Origin of the sequence: Vibrio alfacsensis, assembly GCF_019670485.1 — a bacterium.
Taxonomy (GTDB): Bacteria; Pseudomonadota; Gammaproteobacteria; order Enterobacterales; family Vibrionaceae; genus Vibrio; species Vibrio alfacsensis.
Genome location: NZ_AP024165.1, coordinates 1577134 through 1598547, shown reverse-complemented (window position 1 = coordinate 1598547; position 21414 = coordinate 1577134). Strand labels below are relative to the sequence as shown.

18 protein-coding genes are annotated in these 21414 nt (G+C 43.2%); 4 read left to right on the top strand and 14 right to left on the bottom strand.

All coding sequences use genetic code 11. The annotated features are described in order from the left end of the window. Nucleotides 1-66 precede the first annotated feature (66 nt). Together VA249_RS07700 and VA249_RS07695 are read right to left on the bottom strand one after the other, a co-directional pair. Nucleotides 67-1260 carry a class I SAM-dependent methyltransferase gene (locus tag VA249_RS07700; RefSeq protein ID WP_221067565.1) on the bottom strand — a complete coding sequence of 398 codons (1194 nt, stop codon included), beginning with the start codon at nucleotides 1258-1260 and terminating at the stop codon, nucleotides 67-69. 170 nt (nucleotides 1261-1430) lie between these two features. Then, entirely contained in the window at nucleotides 1431-2834 is a 1404-nt protein-coding gene (locus VA249_RS07695) for a methyl-accepting chemotaxis protein (RefSeq protein WP_221067564.1), read from the bottom strand. Between the two features lie 90 nt (nucleotides 2835-2924). Here VA249_RS07695 and yccX point away from each other — a divergent pair, with 90 nt between their 5' ends. After that, nucleotides 2925-3197 (top strand): acylphosphatase, encoded by a 273-nt coding sequence (gene yccX, locus VA249_RS07690; protein WP_221067563.1) that lies wholly within the window; start codon nucleotides 2925-2927, stop codon nucleotides 3195-3197. 2 nt (nucleotides 3198-3199) lie between these two features. Here yccX and VA249_RS07685 read toward each other — a convergent pair whose 3' ends face one another. From VA249_RS07685 to VA249_RS07660, 6 genes are all read right to left on the bottom strand, one after another. Then, on the bottom strand, nucleotides 3200-3529 hold the full coding sequence (locus VA249_RS07685) for a TusE/DsrC/DsvC family sulfur relay protein (RefSeq protein WP_128810845.1): 330 nt from the start codon (nucleotides 3527-3529) through the stop codon (nucleotides 3200-3202). A gap of 344 nt (nucleotides 3530-3873) precedes the next feature. After that, nucleotides 3874-4536, bottom strand: coding sequence for a Bax inhibitor-1/YccA family protein (locus VA249_RS07680; RefSeq protein ID WP_005446774.1), 663 nt, complete (start codon nucleotides 4534-4536; stop codon nucleotides 3874-3876). Between the two features lie 358 nt (nucleotides 4537-4894). Continuing rightward, nucleotides 4895-5644: an amino acid ABC transporter ATP-binding protein gene (locus VA249_RS07675; RefSeq protein ID WP_128810846.1), complete on the bottom strand. Its 750-nt coding sequence runs from the start codon at nucleotides 5642-5644 to the stop codon at nucleotides 4895-4897. 23 nt (nucleotides 5645-5667) lie between these two features. Further along, nucleotides 5668-6765, bottom strand: coding sequence for an amino acid ABC transporter permease (locus VA249_RS07670; RefSeq protein WP_221067562.1), 1098 nt, complete (start codon nucleotides 6763-6765; stop codon nucleotides 5668-5670). A gap of 1 nt (nucleotide 6766) precedes the next feature. After that, complete coding sequence (locus VA249_RS07665; protein WP_221067561.1) at nucleotides 6767-7972, bottom strand: amino acid ABC transporter permease; 1206 nt, start codon at nucleotides 7970-7972, stop codon at nucleotides 6767-6769. A gap of 79 nt (nucleotides 7973-8051) precedes the next feature. After that, nucleotides 8052-9080, bottom strand: a complete 1029-nt coding sequence (locus VA249_RS07660) for an amino acid ABC transporter substrate-binding protein (protein WP_221067560.1) — start codon at nucleotides 9078-9080, stop codon at nucleotides 8052-8054. Nucleotides 9081-9634: 554 nt separating this feature from the next. On the opposite strand from VA249_RS07660, the gene VA249_RS07655 reads away from it, so the two are divergent. Next, nucleotides 9635-10555, top strand: a complete 921-nt coding sequence (locus VA249_RS07655) for a precorrin-2 dehydrogenase/sirohydrochlorin ferrochelatase family protein (RefSeq protein WP_221069883.1) — start codon at nucleotides 9635-9637, stop codon at nucleotides 10553-10555. Nucleotides 10556-10668: 113 nt separating this feature from the next. Here VA249_RS07655 and VA249_RS07650 read toward each other — a convergent pair whose 3' ends face one another. Beyond that, nucleotides 10669-11151: a YajQ family cyclic di-GMP-binding protein gene (locus tag VA249_RS07650; RefSeq protein ID WP_128810850.1), complete on the bottom strand. Its 483-nt coding sequence runs from the start codon at nucleotides 11149-11151 to the stop codon at nucleotides 10669-10671. Between the two features lie 32 nt (nucleotides 11152-11183). Then, nucleotides 11184-12236, bottom strand: a complete 1053-nt coding sequence (locus tag VA249_RS07645) for a 3-deoxy-7-phosphoheptulonate synthase (protein ID WP_128810851.1) — start codon at nucleotides 12234-12236, stop codon at nucleotides 11184-11186. Nucleotides 12237-12617: 381 nt separating this feature from the next. Here VA249_RS07645 and VA249_RS07640 point away from each other — a divergent pair, with 381 nt between their 5' ends. Beyond that, complete coding sequence (locus VA249_RS07640) at nucleotides 12618-13124, top strand: DUF4442 domain-containing protein (protein ID WP_221067559.1); 507 nt, start codon at nucleotides 12618-12620, stop codon at nucleotides 13122-13124. A 22-nt stretch (nucleotides 13125-13146) separates the two neighbouring features. Here the strand turns inward: VA249_RS07640 and VA249_RS07635 are convergent, their stop codons facing one another. Further along, nucleotides 13147-14502 carry a hypothetical protein gene (locus VA249_RS07635; protein ID WP_221069746.1) on the bottom strand — a complete coding sequence of 452 codons (1356 nt, stop codon included), beginning with the start codon at nucleotides 14500-14502 and terminating at the stop codon, nucleotides 13147-13149. 218 nt (nucleotides 14503-14720) lie between these two features. On the opposite strand from VA249_RS07635, the gene VA249_RS07630 reads away from it, so the two are divergent. Further along, complete coding sequence (locus VA249_RS07630; RefSeq protein ID WP_221069744.1) at nucleotides 14721-15554, top strand: CvfB family protein; 834 nt, start codon at nucleotides 14721-14723, stop codon at nucleotides 15552-15554. A 296-nt stretch (nucleotides 15555-15850) separates the two neighbouring features. Here VA249_RS07630 and rsmF read toward each other — a convergent pair whose 3' ends face one another. The 3 genes from rsmF to VA249_RS07615 form a co-directional block, all read right to left on the bottom strand. Further along, nucleotides 15851-17287, bottom strand: a complete 1437-nt coding sequence (gene rsmF / locus VA249_RS07625; protein WP_221069742.1) for a 16S rRNA (cytosine(1407)-C(5))-methyltransferase RsmF — start codon at nucleotides 17285-17287, stop codon at nucleotides 15851-15853. A 217-nt stretch (nucleotides 17288-17504) separates the two neighbouring features. Continuing rightward, on the bottom strand, nucleotides 17505-20159 hold the full coding sequence (locus VA249_RS07620) for an MlaD family protein (protein ID WP_221069740.1): 2655 nt from the start codon (nucleotides 20157-20159) through the stop codon (nucleotides 17505-17507). Next, entirely contained in the window at nucleotides 20152-21399 is a 1248-nt protein-coding gene (locus VA249_RS07615; RefSeq protein WP_221069738.1) for a paraquat-inducible protein A, read from the bottom strand. The genes VA249_RS07620 and VA249_RS07615 overlap by 8 nt, the downstream gene beginning before the upstream one ends. Nucleotides 21400-21414: the final 15 nt, after the last annotated feature.

Sequence of the window (21414 nt, the reverse complement as noted above, 5' to 3'; positions counted from 1 at the left end):
CCTTTTTTAGTATGGGGTTATTTGTCGTAATTGATAGGCACGACAGCGTTTTGCTTTAGACGGTGATCAAAGCACCTTACAAGCAAAACCTTTTAGGTAGAAACCTTCTGGGTAAGCACTGTCTGTTGGGTGATCAGCGGCTTGCTCAAAGCGCTCTACAAACTTCACTTGACGGCCTGAATCCAAGGCCGCATCAGCGATGATTTTCTGGAATAGATCGGATGTCATTAAGCCAGAACAAGAATAAGTAAGCAGTGTTCCACCTGGTTTAAGAATTTGCATGGCGAGCATATTGATATCTTTGTAGCCATTTGCACCAGAAGTGAGATTGCTCTTGCTTGAAACAAACTTTGGTGGGTCCATGATCACGACATCAAATTGAGTCCCTTGATCGCGGTATTCACGTAGCAGTTTGAATACATCTGCGTTTAGGAACACAGCACGTTTTTTTGAAATATCAAACTCGTTTAATTCAGCATTAAACTTAGCAGTATCTAATGCTGGCTGTGAAACATCGGCATTGATAACGCGTTTAGCGCCACCTTTAAGTGAGTACAGTCCAAAACCACCAGTGTAAGAGAAGCAGTTGAGAACCTCTTTATCTTTAACGTACTTCATTGCTTGCTGACGGCTATCGCGTTGGTCTAGGTAAAAACCTGTTTTATGGCCGCCAACAATGTCCACGCTAATTTTGACGCCGTTCTCTTCAATGACGACAGATTTTGGTGGCTCTTCACCATGAAGTACACCCGTGACTTCTTTCAAGCCCTCTTTTTTACGTACCGCGACGTCAGAACGCTCGTAAACATGACACTCTGGGAAGCATTCAACCAGCGCATCAACAATCGCCGTTTTGTTATATTCCGCACCAGCGCTAAGCAATTGGCAAACGAAATAGTTTTGGTAGCGGTCAATAGTAACGCCTGGCAAACCATCAGACTCTGCCGCGATGAGTCGATAGCCAGTTAAACCGTCACGTTCGATAATATCTTCACGAAGCAGTTGCGCATCTTTGATGCGTTTAGTGAAAAACGCTTTGTTAATGTCTTCTTTATTGAAGCTCCAGATGCGAGCGCGGATTTGAGATGCTGGAGAATATGCTGCTTTTGCTAGCCATTTTCCGTCGTGAGCGAATACATCAACGGTTTCACCAATAGCGGGTTCGCCCTCAACTTTACTGATACCGCGAGAGAAAATCCAAGGATGCTTGCGCTTAACCGATTTCTCACGACCTTTTACCAAATAGATAGCAGCTGTCATATCTTTAGCTCTTATTGAATCAAGAAAGGGTCGTATTGTCCGGGATGTTGTTGGTAAAAGCAATAAGTGTAAACAATCAATAAAATACGATGCGGACAAAGGAGTACAGGGGAAAAAGTACAGGGAAAAAAGGGGCCACCGAAGTGACCCTATATGCAATTGTTATGTAATTATGCTTTCAATCCTGTGAGTAAGGATTCCATCGCATCACTTTGTTGACGTAGCTGCTCTACATTTTGTGAAGTATTTGAAATCATGGTGCACACATTGTTTGCTTGCACTCGAATCTCTTCAACGCTTGATGCAATATTGTCAGCCACAACGCCTTGTTCTTCGGCAGCGGTTGCAATTTGGATACTGCTGTCTGAGATACTCAGGTTCTTATCCGCTAAAGACCCAATTTCCTGATTGACCTCAGTCATTAAGCTTTGACCGTCATTCGCGTTATTAACCGTCACTTCCATCAACTTAGTTAATGATTGGCTGTTACGTTGTAGCGACTCAATCATTGATTGGATTTCAACGGTTGCTTGCTGGGTTCTGCCCGCTAGAGCTCGAACTTCATCCGCAACGACGGCAAATCCACGACCTTGTTCACCAGCACGAGCTGCTTCGATAGCAGCATTTAACGCCAGTAAGTTGGTTTGCTCTGATATGCCATTGATGGTTGTGACCACTTCATCGATTTGCGCGGCGTTAGCATCAAGTTCTTCAACGGCATGTGACGCTGATTGAATTTCGTTAGAGAGAGAAGAAATGGAAGCCAGCGTATTTTCTACCTTGATTTGACCCGATTGAGCAACACTGCGAGCATCTTCTGTTTGTTCACTAGAGTTGTGGGCGAGGGTAGCAACTTCACGAATAGTAGATGCCATTTCTTCCGTTGCACTAGCTAGCGAGTTTAGGTGTTCTTGCTGTGTATTAGAAATGTTCGAGCTGTCTTTGATGGATTGATTGAGATCGGAGCTGATTTGTTGCATAAGCGCTACCGACTCTTGAATAGAGAGCACCATCTTTTGTTCACGTTCTGCAACTTTGTCGATAGTAATCGCGATTTCACTGAACTCATCACGGACAGGGAAGAAATTCATACGTGCTGTTAAGTTGCCATCTGCTAACGTATTAAGTGCTTTGTTCATCGTGAACATCGCACCGCCAATGAACGTCATGATGTAATAAACACTCAATGCAACGAGAACAAGGCTAACTAAGATCACTGAAACTTGTATTGTCGAAAGGGCTGACCACAATGATTTGTCATGATTGGCGACCAAACTGTACGAACCATCTAAGACAGAGATAGATCCTGGGCCAGAACCAATAGAAATTGTGCTTGAACCAGCAATTAAACTTGCTACTTGTGACTGAGAAAGGTTGCCAGCTTCAATAAGGCCTTTCATTAGCTGAAGCTCTTCAGCGTACATGTTCGTAATGAGGGCATCCGCAGCACTATTCATAACAAATGTGAGGATGACGATAGCGAGAAGTGGAAGAAAGAAAAGCAAATAAAACTTTTCTTGAATCTTTAAGTGGATGAGATATTTATCAATCCAGCGGAAAGGAATTTCTTTCATAATTATTATAACCATACAAAAACCCACTATCCTTAGTGGGGTAAATAGACGGAAATAATATATCACTCAATGAAAAGGAGCGGTATGCGGATGAACCTAAAGTGTGAGAAGTTTATAGTAAAAGGTCATGTTCAAGGTGTAGGTTTTCGTTATCACACATCACACCAAGGGCTTAAGTTGGGGCTAACAGGTTACGCAAAAAACTTGAACAGTGGTGATGTTGAAGTGATGGCCTGCGGAACGCAGGATCAAATATCCGAGTTTGCTTTATGGCTAGAGGATGGTCCGCGGACAGCAACGGTCGAAAGTGTGTTTCGAGAGTCAGCCTCTTATAAACCTTTCCGCGGATTTAAAATATTATGATCTTACAAGCATTTAGCTGGCTTAGGCAGGCCGGCGAGTTTTGTCGCTTGCTTTGCTGGGCCTTTTTTAAACAGCTTAAATAGATATTTGCTGTTTCCCTTTTCAGGGCCGTGAGCCTTTTCCATTGCCTTTACAAGCATTCTCACCGCAGGTGATGTGTTGAACTCCACATAGAAATCACGAACGAAGTGAATAACTTCTAGATGCGCTTCGGTAAGCTCAATTTCTTCTTCTTTCGCTAAAAGCTCAATCATACCTTCTTCCCACTGTGTGTGGTCAAGAAGATAGCCTTGAGCGTCGGTTTCAATTTGTTTGCCGTTGTAAACGAACATGATGTGTTATCCGCTTAATTGTCTTTGATGATTATAGGGTAGCGTAGAGCTAAGGGATTGCTCAACAAAAGAATCAGTTATGGTCACTGAATGAAGCGAAAACATACAACACGTGTTCAATAGATGATGGATTCATAGTCGTGCCATAGCAAACTGATGCTGACATGAGAATATTCACAAAATTGAAAGTTCATGCATTTGGTTGGAAAAATTCCCGAGTAGAGACTTGGGTTTTTGCATATTAAGTCAAATTAAAGTGATTCTTTGGGAGGGGCATAGAAAAGAAAAAACCCGAAGTAAACTTCGGGCTTTTAACGTTGAGAGTCAATCTAACGTCTAACGAATTAGTCGTCGTTCATGATGCCTAGAATGCTTAGTAGGCTGATGAAGATGTTGTAGATTGATACGTACAGTGTAATCGTTGCTGAGATGTAGTTTGTTTCGCCGCCACGAATGATGCCTTGAGTGGTCATCAAAATAGCCATGGTAGAGAACACAATGAACAAGCTGCTCATTGCTAGATGTAGGATAGTTGATTGGATAAAGATGCTCGCAATCATCCCGACTACTAAAACAACGAATAGCGACAACATCAGGCCGCCCATCATAGATAGGTCGCGCTTAGTTGTTAGAGCGTAAGCAGACGCAGCCATGAATGACAAAGCGGTACCGCCAAGTGCTGTAAGAACCACATCGCCCATACCAGCGCCGATGTACATGTTCAGGATTGGACCAATAGTGTAGCCCAAGAAGCCCGTAAATAGGAACGTAAACACAAGGCCCATACTGTTGTTGCGGTTTTTCTCTGTCAAGAACAGTAGGCCGTAGAAACCAACCAACATTAGGATAATGCCCGGACGTGGTAAGTTAAATGCCATTGAAACGCCAGCAACCAGTGCTGACCATAGTAAAGTCATTGAAAGTAGTGCATATGTATTACGCAATACTTTGTTGGTTTGTAGAGCACTCTCTTGAGTAGTAGTACGTGAAAACATAGGACTGTTCATAATCTTCCTCTATAAGGGACCGTCTTATCTTTGATATATAGACATATATGGGCCCGAAAGTTCAAAAAATCAAGCCCGACACGTCTATCTCTAGAACAAAATAATAATAGAAATAGTGTGTTATGTATGTGGCAACTTGTAACACAATATTACCGTCTTGCATAGCTGCGATGTACGCAGACTCGTTTTGTGTCTGCTTTGTTATTAAGTCTCGGACAAAAAAGACAAAGTAGGTCACTATCGCCCGTGGAGATTTACGGTTTATTCAATGGCTAGAGAAGTAATGCTTACAGAAAAGCGCTGAAATAGAAATCAGCGCTTAACGTTTTCCCTTGCCGTTACGACTATTGGGACGGTTTTAATGGTGAAGAATCTGAGCTAAGAAGTTTTGTGTTCGATCAGATTGTGGGTTCTCAAAGAAATCGATAGGGTTATTTTCTTCGATGATTTCACCTGCATCCATAAAAATGACTCGATCAGCCACTTCTTTGGCAAAACCCATTTCGTGCGTGACACACAACATGGTCATGCCTTCTTCTGCCAGTTCGACCATAACATCCAGCACCTCGCGTACCATTTCTGGGTCGAGTGCGGATGTTGGCTCGTCAAACAGCATCACTTTTGGGCTCATGCAAAGAGAGCGAGCAATAGCAACACGTTGTTGTTGGCCACCTGATAACTGCCCCGGGTACTTATCGGCTTGATCAGGAATCTTTACACGTTCCAGATACTGCATGGCGACGGCTTCAGCTTCTTCTTTAGGCATTTTCTTAACCCAAATAGGCGCCAAGGTACAGTTTTCCAACACCGTGAGGTGAGGGAATAGGTTGAAGTGCTGGAAACACATCCCAACTTCTCGGCGGACTGCTTCGATATTTTTCAGATCTTCAGTGAGCTCAGTGCCTGAAACATAAATGCTGCCAGCTTGGTGCTCTTCTAGGCGGTTTATGCACCTAATCATGGTCGATTTACCCGATCCAGACGGGCCGCAGATGACGATTTTCTCACCTTGCTTTACTTCCAGATTGATGTTCTTTAGTACGTGAAACTCACCATACCATTTGTTCATGTCCTTGAGTTGGATCATGTAGTCTTGTTGTTGCGTCATAATACGTCCTTGATCTTGATGAGCTATCGTTTGTGGCCGGTATGAAGTTTGTTCTCAAGCCATATCGAGTAGCGCGACATGCCAAAACAAAATACCCAAAACACTAACGCGACAAATACATAACTTTCTGTAGCGAAACCTAACCACTCTGGGTCGGTATTCGCTGCTTGACCTATGCCTAGTACGTCGAACATACCGATAATCAGTACAAGGCTGGTGTCTTTAAATAAGCCAATGAAGGTGTTTACTATTGATGGGATCGTGATTTTAAGAGCCTGCGGTAAAATAATCAGTCCCATCTTTTTCCAATAACTTAAGCCTAGAGCATCAGCAGCTTCGTATTGACCTTTTGGAATGGCTTGTAAACCCCCACGGACAACCTCCGCCATGTATGCAGCACTAAACATGACCACACCTATGAGCGCACGTATGAGCTTGTCGGTTTCTGAACCCTCAGCCAAGAACAGAGGCAGCATGACAGATGCCATGAACAGAACTGTGATAAGTGGAACTCCACGCCATACTTCAATGTAGACCGTACAGATACTTCGGATGATTGGCATGTCAGAACGTCGACCAAGAGCTAATGCAACCCCAATTGGTAAAGAAACAACGATACCGACAAGCGCAATGATCAGCGTGACAAGTAGGCCGCCCCATTTGTGAGTATCGACCACTTCAAGACCGAATACGCCTCCGTATAAGAGTGCAGCAATGATAAAAGGGTACACATTGACAAAAAACAGCCAGATCCAAATACGCTTCGGCGTTTTTTCATACGCGAGCAGTGCAGTAAAAATAGCCAAGCTGATGTAGAACAGACGAGGGCGCCAAAGCTCAGATTCTGGATAGAAGCCATACATGAATTGTTCCCAGCGCACGCTGATGAATACCCAACATGCGCCGTCTCGGCTACAGTCATCTCGTGTACTGCCAATCCAATCGGCATTGATGAACGCCCAATCGATGATATTCCAAAGAGCAGAAAAGACGATGTACGCTAAGATGAGTGTGACGATCGAATTGACAGGCCCATTGAATAGGTTTTTGCGTAACCAGCCGATAACCCCGACAGTGTTTGCTGGAGGAGGTAGGTCTGGTTGGAATTGATGTATGCTCATATTATCTCTCCACCAGCGCTACTTTACGGTTGTACAAGTTCATTAACGCAGAAGTAATCAAACTTAAGGTTAAGTAAACGCCCATCGTCATCGCGATGATCTCTATCGCTTGCCCGGTTTGGTTTAGCGTCGTGCCAGCAAATACAGAAACCAAATCAGGATAACCAATGGCCATCGCCAGAGATGAGTTTTTGGTTAGGTTTAGGTATTGGCTAGTAAGAGGTGGAATAATAATACGTAGAGCTTGCGGAATAACGACGAGCTTCAGGGTTTTCGATCTTGGCAGACCGAGAGACATTGCAGCCTCAGTTTGCCCATGGCTGACCGCGTTAATACCAGAGCGTACGATTTCAGCAATAAATGACGCGGTGTATACGCTTAGTGCTAATAAAAGGGCCGCAAGCTCAGGAATAATGCTTATCCCGCCACGGAAATTAAAGCCTTTCAACTCCGGATAATTCAAAGAAATCGGCATACCTGCCATGAAATACACTATAAGTGGTAATACAATCACCAAGCCCAAAACAATCCTGCCCATTGGTGTTTGTTGACCAGTAAGGCGTTGTTTGTTTTTAGCCCAGACGCTGATAAAAATGCTTGCAATAAGCCCCAATATAAACGCTGCTATAACAAAACTACTGCCACTTTCCAGCACAGGGGCAGGGAAATATAGTCCTCGGACATTAAGGAAAATCGCCTCACCAAGGCTAAGACTTTGACGCGGTGATGGTAGCGCTTGAAGAACAGCAAAGTACCAAAAGAAAATCTGTAGAAGTAGAGGGATATTACGAAATGTTTCAATGTATACCGCAGCCAGTCGGCTAACTAGCCAGTTAGAAGAAAGGCGGGCAATACCCATTGTGAAACCAATGATGGTCGCGAGAATAATACCAAGCACAGAAACCAATGCAGTATTAAGCAGACCAATAACAAAGGTTCTACCATAAGAAAACGTTTCGTCATATTCGATGAGAGTCAGGCCAATACCAAAACCTGCTTCTTGATCAAGGAACCCAAACCCAGTGGCGATACCTCGAGCTTCTAGGTTGTTAAGAGCATTATTTACGATTGTGTAGAAAAAAAATACCAGTGCGGCGACGGCAATGATCTGGAAAAGAGCGGAGCGAAAGACAGGATTGTAAATCAGGCTTTTATTTCCGCTTGGCTTGGACATCGTACTTGGCGATGCATTATTTGTCGGCTTCATACAGCGATAACCTCAAACCTATTTATAGATTTACTCACTAAAAAGGGCGGCTAAAAACCGCCCAGTGAAAATCGTTTTATTAGCGGATTGGTGGCGCGTACATAAAGCCACCAGCATTCCATAGAGCATTGACACCACGAGAAATTTTCAGTGGTGAACCTTCGCCTACAGTACGTTCAAAGCTTTCACCGTAGTTACCCACTTGTTTGATGACTTGGTATCCCCAGTCATCACGAATACCTAAGCCTTTACCTTTAGGTCCGTCTACACCAAGAATACGCTTAATGTTTGGATCTTTTGATTTCAACATTTCATCCGCGTTCTTAGAAGTAATGCCGTATTCTTCTGCATTCACCATTGCAAACAATGTCCATTTAGCGATGTTGAACCATTGGTCATCACCTTGGCGAACCACAGGTCCTAGCGGCTCTTTTGAAATGATTTCTGGAAGTACGCTAGCTGAAGATGGGTCTTTAAGGTTTAAGCGAAGTGCATAAAGACCAGATTGGTCGGTAGTAAGTACGTCACAACGGCCCGCATCGAAACCTTTTGAGGTTTGCGCTGCAGTATCAAATACGACAGGTTTATATGCCATGCCTTGGTTACGGAAGTAATCGGCTAGGTTTAGCTCTGTTGTTGTACCTGATTGCACGCATACAGATGCACCATCAAGCTCTTTAGCGCTTGAGATACCAAGATCTTTCTTCACCATAAAGCCTTGACCGTCGTAGTAGTTAACGCCTACGAAGTTCAAACCAAGAGCAGTATCACGATGAAGCGTCCAGGTGGTGTTACGTGAAAGCACATCGATTTCACCAGACTGAAGTGCAGTGAAACGTTCTTTCGCGGTTAGGGGTACATATTTAACTTTCGTTTTATCCCCAAGAACGGCAGAAGCCAGCGCTTGGCAATATTCTACGTCGATACCTTCCCATTCACCTTTTGAGTTAGGGTTTGAAAAGCCAGGTAAACCTGTACTTACGCCACAAGTTAGAAAACCTTGTTTTGTGACTTTGTCCAGAGTCGTGTCTGCTGCTTGAGCGGTAGTACTCATCATTGCAGTAGATGCCGCTACGACGGAAGCAAGAATTGTGAGTTTGTTTGCCATGTGTATCCTTCCTGTATGATCCATGTTAAATCAGGAGTGGCCTGATGCAACGTGTCCAATTCGTTTATTGTTCTATCCTACGTGATTGATTCTGAAGAGACGGTAATCGGCAAATCAATCAGTTATAAGCGTAGAAAAGGATTTGTTAATTCTCAAATATATAATTTAAAAAGAGTTTTGATGAGAATCACAAATTGCCTTACAAATTAGGATGACGAAATGTTAACTGATTGTAAATAGTGCAATTGGGTAACGTTTTGGTGCACTAGCACATTCGGGAATGGTGAGAGAATAAACGTAGAATAATTGTTTGTTATTAAAACTATCATCAGTTGAGCAAAAGTCACCAGAGACAAAATTCGAACAAAAATTGTTTCTGGTGATGAAACAAGATGAAGTGTTTGCCCTATTTTTGGTAGCATGAGAGGGTTATACCCAAGTGACTTAAAGGCACAACACGTATACAAGCGTTGTCCGTTCAATGTCGTCATTTCCGCTGAATCAAGCGAGCAAGGTTATTTGGGTATATTTATTTGAAGTGGTCATGGATTGAAATGCGTTATTTTCCTCTGTTTTTAGATTTAGTAGATAAGCCAGTATTGGTGGTCGGCGGTGGCGAAGTAGCAAGCCGTAAAGTCGAGGCTTTGTTGAAAGCAGGAGCTGCCGTTACCATCGTGTCGCCAAGTCTTGTTGATTTTTTAAGTAAGCTTGCACAAGAGCAGCAAGTGCACTGGATTCAACGTTTCTATTCAAGTGACATTGTCACAAGTTCTTTTGTCCAAGTGTGGGCGACAACAGACAATCCTGACCTCAACCATCAAGTGTATAAAGATGCAAAAGCGCTCGGAATTTTAGTCAACGTCGTCGATGATAAGCCATATTGTGACTTTATTACGCCATCAATGATCAATCGAGGACGTATCCAAATTGCCATTTCTAGCGGCGGGGCATCTCCGGTTTTAATTCGAAATATCCGTGAAAAGCTAGAAGCCATTCTTCCGCAAAACATGGGGTTAATGGCAGAATTTGCAAATTCTAAACGTAATTCCATCAAAGAAGCTCTGCCAACGGTCGATTTACGCCGTAAGTTTTGGGAAAACTACTTTTCGCATCCCGACGTTGAAAATGCGAAAGACAATCGTGAACTTGAAGTGATTTATCAGCAAGCGATGTCAATGCCACTCGATAGTGAGGGTAGTTGCACATGGATTTATGTAGGGGCTGATGTAGAGATGTTGCCTATAAAAGCAGTACGCTATATGCAGCAGGCAGAACTGGCATTGTCTTCGATAAAATGTGAGGCCAATGTCATGGAGTTGGTAAGAAGAGATGCAGAGCGTGAGTCTTTTTCTTGTGCGGCTGAGCTTTCCAACATGCTGAGGCAAGCAAAAGAAGATAAATTGCGCGTTTGCGTGCTTATTCCCCAAGGAACGAACGAGTTTTCGCTTCTGCAAGGGCAGGATTTGGTTATCTAACCGAGTCGCTGGATCTCGACAAATACAAAAACGCCGACAAAATTATCGTCGGCGTTTTTCATTCTACTTTATACTTCAATTAACAAACATCAAACGTTAACTGGTGCGTGTGATTAATCACGGAAGTTGTTGTACTGGAACGGGATACCCATTTCTGCTTCTCGGATCGCTGCAATAGTCGCTTGTAGATCGTCACGCTTCTTACCAGTAACACGTACTTTGTCACCTTGAATAGAAGCTTGAACTTTAAGCTTTGCATCTTTGATTAGCTTAACCACTTTTTTAGCGGTTGGCGTATCGATACCTTGGCGAAATGCAATGTTTTGGTGCCAGTTACGGCCCGTCACTTCAGGTTCTTTCGCATCCATTGCATTCGCGTCTACGTTACGTTTTGCCAAATGGCTGCGCAAGATGTCACGCATTTGCTTTAGCTGGAAGTCACCTTCAGCAGACAGTTTTACGTTTTCTTCTACTAGCTCAAAGCTCGCATTTACATTGCGGAAATCGAAACGAGTCGATAGTTCACGGTTCGCGTTATCAACGGCATTACGTAGTTCAACGTTATCGATTTCTGAAACAATATCAAACGATGGCATGAAGATTCCTTGATTATCTTGTTATAGGGAAATTATTTACTGGATTTAACTGCTTCTGCCAGCATATCTAGCATGGTCACAGTATCATCCCAACCTAGACATGGGTCGGTAATAGATTGACCGTAAGTTAGGTTGTTAATATCAGTCATTGGCTGATTGCCTTCAATAATGAAGCTTTCTGCCATGATACCAGCAATTTGTGTACTGCCAGATTTAATTTGGTCACAAATATCTTTTGCAACGTCAATTTGTTTACGATGTTGCTTTTGACAGTTTGCGTGGCTGAAGTCAACAATCAGGCGTTGTGGCAGATCGAACTCAGCAAGTGCATCACACGCTTGTTTTACCGATGCTTCATCAAAGTTAGGACCTTTTTCACCACCGCGAAGAATGATATGACCATATGGGTTACCACTGGTACGGTATACCGTCATACGACCATTCTTGTCCGGAGAGTAGAAATAGTGTGATGCTTGAGAAGCGCGGATAGCGTCAATCGCAATTTTCACGTTACCGTTTGTCCCGTTTTTGAATCCAACCGGACAAGATAGCGCAGACGCCATTTCACGGTGAATTTGAGACTCGGTTGTGCGAGCACCGATTGCCCCCCAAGTGATGAGATCAGCAATGTATTGACCTGTAATCATATCAAGAAACTCTGTTGCGGTTGCCAAACCAAGTTTGTTGATATCCAGTAGCAGCTTACGGGCTTTATGAAGACCAGCTTCAAGTGCATAAGAGCCATCTAGGTTAGGGTCGGTAATTAGGCCTTTCCAGCCTACTACTGTGCGAGGTTTCTCAAAGTAAGTACGCATAACAATAAATAGTTCGTTTTTGTACTTATCTTGAATTTTGCTAAGGCGTGTAGCGTAGTCAATCGCAGCTTCAGTGTCATGAACTGAACATGGACCAACGATAGCAAGGATACGATCATCCTCACCCGTTAAAATATTTTCAATTTGACGACGAGATGTAGCGATACGGTCAGCGACATCATCGGTGATTGGATGTGTGCTGCCTAATTCTGCTGGAGTCGGCATTGGACCCAAAGGTTGGGTTCTCAATTCATCTGTTTTAATAGGCATGTTATAGCTTTATTCTCTATTGCGAAGCGGTAAAGATAACGGAATTACACTTAGGAATAAACCGTTTCACGGGATTCTTATCTAGTAACTATCGAATTGTATACAATTTGGTTAATGGGTATTGATGTAAGTTATGCAAAAATGACAGGAATTGATCTCAACATCAATACATAGTTGTTTGAATTTATTCCTATTTGTTCTGAGTTAAGGTGAAAAGAACGAAAGTGATGGACGCGTGAGGGTCAAAAAATGCAAATCATAGTGACGCTGTCACGGTTTGGGTACCTCTACGCTTCTGATGTCACCTTTTTTTAACATCTCTTTGACAGCAAAAGCGATTACTGATTAACTGGTCAGACTTGTTTGGAAAGGAGTCCAAAAATGTTGTCTTCCGTTCGTCGTGCCAATCTTTATCTTAATCTATTCGGATTTTCTAAAGTGCCACTCATTTGGCTATGCCGCCCAAAGATCCTCGCTATTGATGACAAGCATGTAGAAGTTAAAATTCCACTTCGTCGAAGAACGAAGAATCACCTCAATAGCATGTATTTCGGTGCGTTAGCAGTAGGTGCCGATGTGGCAGGTGGTTTTTTGGCGATGAGCAAGGCGAAAGATCAAGGTGAACGCATATCTTTGGCCTTTAAGGGAGTAAAAGCAGAGTTCCTAAAAAGGCCCGAAGCGGATGTACATTTTGTTTGTCATGACGGCCCCGTGATTGATGAGATGTTACGGCTCACGCTAGAAACGGGGGAGCGAGTGAATCGAGATGTAAGAATTACTGCGCTATGTCCAAGTATCAATGGGAATGAGCCTATGGCTGAGTTCTCGTTAACACTGTCCATTAAAAAAGCGGCAATAAAAAAAGCAGCTCAAAAAGAAGCTGCTTAGTTTGAGATTCCATCGTTTAGATCTAAGTGAGTTCGATTTTCTCAATAGACACGATTTTCGAACGGTTTAAGACCACTTTCCAACGATAGTAAATGGGCTCATCTGTGTGATTGTCCTCTTTGACAATCACATTGAGCAGATGGCGTTTTTCAACGGATTCTTTACTCACTTGACCATCATTTAAACGATATACGCGGTTCGAGCTTTTATCCATCAGTCGGATAATTGGCCGCAAGCTGACGTTCAACGTTTCGCGAGTTTGTTCGTAACCACTCAAAAAGAGTGACGTCGCCATTTCGGTTTTCGCATGGTAATGAAGAATCTGTTCTTCACGCTGCACAACTCGTTTCTTACGAATGTTCTGGATTCTGTCTGGCAAGTTGGACAACGTCTTGTAGTCTAGCCACTCCAATTTTCGGCCCACGACTTTTTTCGTGGTCGGGTCCATGTACTTTTTACGCCACTTTGGTTTGCCCTTACGAATCCAACGCCACATTGCATCGCGAAGATCATCTTTAAAGATCTCACGTAACGCATAAATAAATGACATTGCGACGATAAACGATGCCGAGATCTCACCAAGATAATCACGTGCGAGGATCACGGTCGAGGTTACTACCACCATCACTAATCCAGTTGCAATACCTTTTATAGCTCGCTTGATGTTATTACCCATCGATGTGGTTTTTTCACGTAATACGATAGGGTGCTCAATCAATCGTCTTAGCAATCGCATTTTATTTGAAAGACGGGTGACGTCTTCCACAATACTTGCTGAGTTGTAATTGTTTAGTTTGCGGTGAGCTTGTTCTTTTTCGCATAGCGTAATCAGGCGCTCTTTGATCGTGCCGTAGTCGCCCTCGCGTGGGAGGTGAGCGACAAGAGACAGAAAGCGCTGTTCAGTGTACCAAGACAAGTAGTTGTCGATGTTCACATAGTATCGCTTTAAGTTTTCTTCATACGGGATAGAGCGGCGAAGACGTTTGAGAATATCAAGTGTTAGTTCGATAACCTCGTCGACTTCGTCAGCCGTAACACTGTCATCTTTTTCGTGTTTGTTGAGAGCAGCAACGGCTTTATCCAGTGCGATAACGTATTGATAGGCAAACAAACTCAAACTAACACGGTATTGTTGGTTTGACAGTCGCCCACGTTTGGCCAATCGGCTGTGAACAAGAGGAAGCAGAACCTCTGTACTGTAGTAGGAACGCTTTTGAGTAATAGACGTATAATAGAACTCAGATTCACTGATAATATCGGCGTTTAAGCCCAGCTCGCCAGGGACAAAAATATAGATATCAAGATCGAGTGTTTTACTCTTCGCCAAGGCATGGCTGATTTTTAGGGTGACAGAGTCTTGTTTGTCGACGGTGACCAAGAAAAGCTCCTGATATTGCTAACGCATCCTAAGCCTTAAAGCGTCAGTAAGTTGTCTTAACTTAAGTAGTTGTCCTAACCTAAGTAGTTGTTCTGAATTAAGGGCGACTAGGATAAATGGTTGATCGACGACAGCATAGCAGAGAGATTTGCTTTTCTCTCTGATTTTCTTATGAGTTTGGGTATAATCGTCAGTAAATTTAAAAAGAGACAAATTCAATGATTAAAATTGGTCAAATTAACAGCTTAGAAGTCATTAAAAAGGCTGATTTTGGCATCTTTCTTGATGGTGCGGATTATGGTTCGGTACTGCTACTGAACAAGCACGTTCCAGAGGGTACCGAAATAGGTGATCGTCTTGATGTATTTCTTTACTTCGATTCTGAAAGCCAGCTTGTTGCGACCACTGAAAAGCCCATTGCCCAAGTTGGCGAGTGGGGCTTAATGAAAATCGAAGGCATCAATGTAACGGGTGCGTTCGTAAGTTGGGGAATTAGCGACAAAAATTTGCTTATCCCATTTAGTGAACAACGTGCTCGCTTTACCGAAGGTCAAAACATTTTGGTTTATGTCTACACAGATAAAGCATCTGGCCGCATTGTAGGTACGACGAAATTTAATAAATGGCTTGATAAAACACCTGCAAACTATGAAGTGAATGAGCAGGTCGACTTAATCATTGCAGAGCGCAGCCAACTTGGTTACAAAGCTATCGTGAATGGAAAGCATTGGGGAATGATTTTCCCATCTGACGTTTTCGGTAAATTATTCATTGGTAAGCAACTGAAAGGTTACATCAAACAGATTCGTGAAGATGGTAAGATCGACCTAGCACTTCAAAAAGTGGGAGTGGCGAAGATGGATGACTTGTCGATGAAAGTGCTAGAGTTGCTTGAAAAGAAAGGTGGTTATTTACCACTAAATGACAAGTCAACACCGGAAGCGATTTTTGATGCGTTTCGTACGAGTAAAGGCACGTTTAAAAAGACCATTGGTGGTTTGTATAAACAGGGCAAAATCGTTATCGAAAAAGACGGTATTCGTAGCGTTTAGTGCATAAAACACGATGAAAAAAAAGGGCCCAAACTCGTCCTTATTTTGGGCCTAGGGGAAATAGGCTCCTAAGAGCCTGCGCTAAACTTGTAAACCAATGTTTGTTAAATAATGTTCTTGGTTTGTTTAATAATGCTCTTCTAAAGAACGTACCAAAGCAGAGCAACGATACATTCAGTTTAGTACAGAGCACTTAGATAGCTAGTTATCCCCATTTACATTGAGTTGTGACAAATTTGAATAGTGAAAAAAACCATCGTAGAGCGATGGTTTTTTTGTTTAATCGAATGTCAGGATTAGAAAAGGTTCTTGTCGCGAACGAGTTCCCTTGGCAATCCATTCTTAATGCGGTTACTTACCCATTTACCAAGACCAATGATTGCGCCATCATACTTAACCAGTACTTCGCCTTTACCGGTTTGAGCCCCTGCGGGTATGTTTTGTGGGCGAACATCTCGGCCCATGTACCATTCGCGAGCTTCTTCGATCGTCAGTTCAATCGTATTTTTCTCTGTCCCAGTCGCTAGGGCAGTGGCGACTTGGTGTTGCCAGCGATAACCATTCTTATGAGATTCTGCGATTTTGATTCCCATACGAGAAAAACGCAGCTCACCAATCATGGCTTCTAAAGCGTTAGGGAATAACCACACATCTTTATCACGAATCCAAACAGTGCTATCGCTTGGGAGTTCAATATCCAACGCAGTATGAAGTTGCTTTTCGATATCTACGGATTCTTTAGCTGATGCTTTCACGAAAGGAAATTTACCCATTCGCTTTTTCACTTTCGGTGCTTCGACCGCGGATAGCTTGCGAATACGCGCAACAAAGAAGCCCTCACAATCATACACTTGAGGGAAAATATGCAAAAAGCCTTCGTCAGTCAGTGCTGCGTTCGCATTTTCAAACAAACTTTCTAAACTTTCAAATTCAACCGCATCCCCAAATGTCTCTTTTAGATGATGGCAAACCTGTTGGTTCTCTTCGGTACTCAACGTACAAGTGGAATAAACCATTACGCCGCCTGGTTTTAGAGCATGGAAAGCACTTTCAATCAGATCTTTCTGCGTGTCTGCAATTTCAATTACTGACGATTGTGTCCAGTTCTTCATTGCATCTTCATCTTTACGAACGGTACCTTCGCCTGAACATGGCGCATCGAGTAATACCGCGTCAAATTGTTCTGGTAGCCAACCACCAAAGACACGACCATCGAAGTTACTTAGTGCGGCATTACGTACGCCGCAACGCTCGATGTTCGCGTGAAGTACTTTTACACGACTCGCAGCGTATTCATTCGCGACCAAAACTCCGTCGTTATTCATTAGCGCTGCGATCTGAGTCGTCTTTGAGCCGGGAGCGGCAGCAGTGTCTAGAACAGCCGCATAAGTTTCATCATTCATGAATAATGCAGATACGGGCATCATAGAACTGGCTTCTTGGATGTAAAATAAGCCAGACATATGTTCAGCGGTGTTGCCTAATGGTACGCTCGATTCATCAGCATCGATCCAAAAGCCAGTTTCACACCAAGGAACCGGTGATAATTTCCAACCTTTTGCTTCCGCACGCTCTAAAAATGCTTCAACACTGATTTTGAGTGTGTTGACACGAATACTTTTACGTAATGGTTTTTGGCATGACGCAACAAAGTCATCCATGTTGAGGTGAGCAGGAAGAATAGTTCGGATTTTTTCCAGAAAAGCTTCTGGGATGTAAACGTTCGGATGCAAAGTGGAATCTCGATTGCAGAATTTGAGGCAAATAATATACGAAAGCGGGCCAGAAACGAATACTTGCTCAGGGCTGGATAATAAAAAAGAGCAGCGATGGCTACTCTTTGATATTTATTCTTAGCTATTTGACTCGCTTAACGATAGAGCGACTAAGCTGGTATATGGGGTCTGTCGTTAGAATCATAAGCATAAGGCATTAAGTAAGCATAAGATATTAAGGCTTTGGAATGGCGGTATGCCACTTAACCCAGCTTTCCTCTGCTTGTGGATTCAAGTAAAACGAATGTCCGCTTTTGGCCACTGGCGCAATGTTTTGTTGCTCTGGCGTAGAAAATGCGATACCGCCGCGAACAAGGCTATCAATCGTCCCCGCTTTAATGTTTGCTCCAGTGATACCGATAGACACATCCACACCGGATACATTCCAGAACACGCTATTTTGGCGAACCAGATAAGCGTATTTTGGTTGAATTTCGATACGAGTCATCACTCGGTCTGCAAACTCACCAAGGCGAACATCCGTGACTTGGCCGACTTCAATTTGACGATACAAGATAGGGGTGCCTATTTGGACTGAACCACGTTGTTCGCTTTGCAAAGTGAAAGAAATGCCTTGTTCATTCTGTTGGTGTTTTGCCAAAGAGAACTTAAATTTCGCATCGCCTTTACCTGGCTCAACACTGATTGATTTTGCCACTAATGCACCTAAGTTCTTCACGCCGCCTAAGCCAATTTCTGGTTCCGTTAACCAAAAATGCGAACCTGAAACAGCAATGTTATCCACGTATTCTGGCAAAATTCTAGCGGTGATATCGACAATCTCACGGTGGAAGTTCGGTACAACTAGCGTTACTTCACCCACTTTTACGCCCTGATATTTTATCGGCATACCTTGTGTGACTTCTTGAGTGCCATCAGTCTCTAAAGAAATGACTCGGCCGTATTTTCGTGCTTGCTTGTGGTCTTGGTAGAGTTTCCAACGCTCACCTGTTTTATTCTCAATACCAGGAATAGAATCGAAAGCAATACCACCTTTAATGAGGGACTTGAGAGGTTGTGCTTTAACGCTGATGCCAGCTAGGGTTGCGTCGATCTCTACACCAGAGCGATTCCAAAATACGGTCTGCGCGGTAATTAAATGGGCATAGCGATTTTCTATCGTGGCATTCACAATGACGCCACCGTCAACCAATCTAAAATCAGACACGCTTCCGACAGGGTGGTTACGATACAGGAGCGGACTACCTTTAGAAATTGGCGGTAACTCAGAAGCAAACAAACTCAGAACTTTTGAACCAGTTTGGTTGTACTGCGCTAACTCTGCCAAAGATTTGCTTTGGAACAATTGATATTGCGTTAAGATGCTATCGGAACCTTGAGTGACAAAACTGATGGATCCACTGAGCAATTGTTTTGCAGGCGGAACAGTGACACTCAGCCCTGATTCGGTAAGCTCTGCTGATGCACTCCCTGTAACGTAAAAGCGGTTATTCGACTTGATGAGATGTTTGTATTCATTGTCAATGAGAGCATCCATAAAGACTTCGTGTTTGGCTTTTTCTGCGTTTTTCGCATCAAGTAAGCCAACTTTAATGATCGAACCTACGACAATGCCTTTGTAAAGTACATTTGCACCACTGTCTAAGCCGAATGAATTATCAGATACAAGGCGAATCATGATGGATTTTTCTTGTTGCTGATTGAAAACACTTTTACGAATGGCCGTAAAGCGACGAGAACGCTCACCGTCACCAGGAACAATCGTTAAAAAGTTGCCGCGCACTAAGTTGGTGATATTTTCGATGCCGTAAAGCGACACTTTTGCTTCTTCTAAAACAAAACGTGTTCCGGAAGTTAGCATGTCACTAAAAGCAGGTTGAATAGCGGCAGATGCTAAGATGACTTCTCGTCCCTCGGATAGATTCAAATCGGTAATTTGGCCAACCTCTATCCCTCTGTACATGATAGGCGCACCCTCACCACTGACTTTATTATCATCTGGTAATGCTATTTTGATCGGAATACCACGACCAGCGGTTTTCAAATCTTTGTATAAGCGAAATTGAGAATTTTCGTCAACAGGTTCACCATCATCTGGGGAGTCGACAGCGATGGCACCGCTGAGTAGGGCGCTCATGCTTTCTAATCTAACGTCAACACCGTCAAAACCGATGCTTGTACCAATACCACTGACGTTCCAGAATCGGCTGCGGTCATTAATTAAATGGCGATACTGTTCTTGAATATTGGCGCGAATGGTAATCGACTTAGCATCTTCATCCAGTTGATAACTAAAGACTTCACCAATTGGAATTTTCTTATATACAATCTGGGAACCGATGGATACTCCACCTAAGTCTCGGCTTTTTAGCTTAATGTTTAAGCCTTGATTTACATGTAAATCTGTCGGTGCAGAGTCTAACGCATGAAACTTAGTTTCAAACTTGTCACTTTCGCCTGGCTTGATCGAGATATAGTTACCGGAAACTAACGCATCTAACCCTGTCACCCCGCTTAAACTTGCGGTTGGTTTTACGAGCCAAAAACGGGTTTCTTCATTGAGCAGTTTTGTCGCTTCTGGGTATATATCAGCATCGACGTAAATGCTTGTAAGATCTTCAGACAAGTTTATGTCTCGCACCATGCCGACTTCTAGACCTTGGTAACGAATGGTGGTTCGACCTGCGACTAAGCCTGCCGCGTCGGAAAAGTAAATCTGAACTCGTTGGCCCGCATCATGGATTGATTTGATCACTAGCCAACCTGCTAACAGCATCGTTAGAATCGGTAACAACCACAGGGGAGAAAGTCCCTTGCTTTTCCGAACATCCGGTACGTATGACGTTTGAGAACTTTTCTGATCACTCATTAATTGACTCTTTTTTAGATTGTTTTGGGACTTGGTCCCAGATAAGCCTAGGGTCAATGCTATCAGCTGCAAGCATTGTGAATACCACGACCAGTCCAAACGCAACTGCGCCATATCCTGGGGTGAAATCGAGAATCTGACCACGATCGACTAACGTCATCATGATTGAAATAACAAACAGGTCCATCACTGACCATTTGCCAATCCATTTAACCGCGAAATAAGCCATCATTCGCTGTTTTTTAAATACAGTACGTTTGAACTTAATGCATAGAAGTATGTATGCCAACCCAAGAATTTTAGCCACAGGCACGACGATACTTGCAACAAAGATGATAAATGCGATGCCATACATATCATTTTTCACTAACGCAGCGACGCCAGAAAAAATCGTATCTTCAAGTCTTTGTCCATTCGTAATTAATATTGAAATAGGGACAAGGTTGGCAGGAAAAATCGCGATGGTTGCTGCCGCGAGGTAAGCCCACGTTTTTTGAATAGAATGTGGCTTACGGTGATACAGCGCATGATGACAGCGACGACATTTGTTACTTTCTGGTTGCGATAAATGACATTCATGACAATGCACATCTTTATGTTTAAACGTATAGGTGGTTTCAGTTTGCCATGCTTCCCAATAGCGCCGAATACTTACTCGAGAAAGAAGCAGCACTGTCGATATTTGCAATAGAACCAGACCGATTAACCCCGGCCCAACATAAATGTCGGAATAATCTTGTAGCTTGAAACACGAAATGGCGATGCTAATAAGGAATACATCAATCATGACCCAATGTTTAAGGTGTTGAGCAAGCCACAGCGAGATTTGAAACCCTCTAAACCATCGCTGATGCAGCGAGAAATGTGCGGTAACAATAGATCCACAGACGATAAGAGGCGCGATAGAGCTACAAAAGAAAATTAACAAGGCTAAAAGAACAAAACCTTCTTGCATCAGCGCGATCATGCCAGACGGCAACGTCGCAGGTATCATCACTCCAAATAGTCGAATGCTGATAAAATCAAAGAAATGAGAGGGGATAAAAAGTAATAGGCAGGTAATCGCAATCGCTAGGTTACCTGACAAACTTGGATTTCCGCCTCGGTAAAGCTCATAACCACATCGAGGGCAGTGCGCCACTTTGCCTTGAGCGAGAGGAACGATATCAACGGGCAGTTCGCAACCCTGACACAAACGTACTTTTGCTGGTGGGTTGGTGTGTTTAGATAGAGAGGTCATAGAGACCCCTCTGAA

What these genes read in the sequence shown, in the direction of transcription:
- VA249_RS07650 (WP_128810850.1), bottom strand. Translation starts at nt 11,151, where the DNA reads ATGCCATCGTTTGATATTGTTTCAGAAATCGATAACGTTGAACTACGT.
- VA249_RS07685 (WP_128810845.1), bottom strand. Translation starts at nt 3,529, where the DNA reads ATGTTCGTTTACAACGGCAAACAAATTGAAACCGACGCTCAAGGCTAT.
- VA249_RS07620 (WP_221069740.1), bottom strand. Translation starts at nt 20,159, where the DNA reads ATGAGTGATCAGAAAAGTTCTCAAACGTCATACGTACCGGATGTTCGG.
- VA249_RS07700 (WP_221067565.1), bottom strand. Translation starts at nt 1,260, where the DNA reads ATGACAGCTGCTATCTATTTGGTAAAAGGTCGTGAGAAATCGGTTAAG.
- VA249_RS07615 (WP_221069738.1), bottom strand. Translation starts at nt 21,399, where the DNA reads ATGACCTCTCTATCTAAACACACCAACCCACCAGCAAAAGTACGTTTG.
- VA249_RS07660 (WP_221067560.1), bottom strand. Translation starts at nt 9,080, where the DNA reads ATGGCAAACAAACTCACAATTCTTGCTTCCGTCGTAGCGGCATCTACT.
- VA249_RS07695 (WP_221067564.1), bottom strand. Translation starts at nt 2,834, where the DNA reads ATGAAAGAAATTCCTTTCCGCTGGATTGATAAATATCTCATCCACTTA.
- VA249_RS07675 (WP_128810846.1), bottom strand. Translation starts at nt 5,644, where the DNA reads ATGACGCAACAACAAGACTACATGATCCAACTCAAGGACATGAACAAA.
- VA249_RS07680 (WP_005446774.1), bottom strand. Translation starts at nt 4,536, where the DNA reads ATGAACAGTCCTATGTTTTCACGTACTACTACTCAAGAGAGTGCTCTA.
- VA249_RS07655 (WP_221069883.1), top strand. Translation starts at nt 9,635, where the DNA reads ATGCGTTATTTTCCTCTGTTTTTAGATTTAGTAGATAAGCCAGTATTG.
- VA249_RS07670 (WP_221067562.1), bottom strand. Translation starts at nt 6,765, where the DNA reads ATGAGCATACATCAATTCCAACCAGACCTACCTCCTCCAGCAAACACT.
- VA249_RS07630 (WP_221069744.1), top strand. Translation starts at nt 14,721, where the DNA reads ATGATTAAAATTGGTCAAATTAACAGCTTAGAAGTCATTAAAAAGGCT.
- VA249_RS07665 (WP_221067561.1), bottom strand. Translation starts at nt 7,972, where the DNA reads ATGAAGCCGACAAATAATGCATCGCCAAGTACGATGTCCAAGCCAAGC.
- yccX (WP_221067563.1), top strand. Translation starts at nt 2,925, where the DNA reads ATGAACCTAAAGTGTGAGAAGTTTATAGTAAAAGGTCATGTTCAAGGT.
- VA249_RS07645 (WP_128810851.1), bottom strand. Translation starts at nt 12,236, where the DNA reads ATGCCTATTAAAACAGATGAATTGAGAACCCAACCTTTGGGTCCAATG.
- VA249_RS07640 (WP_221067559.1), top strand. Translation starts at nt 12,618, where the DNA reads ATGTTGTCTTCCGTTCGTCGTGCCAATCTTTATCTTAATCTATTCGGA.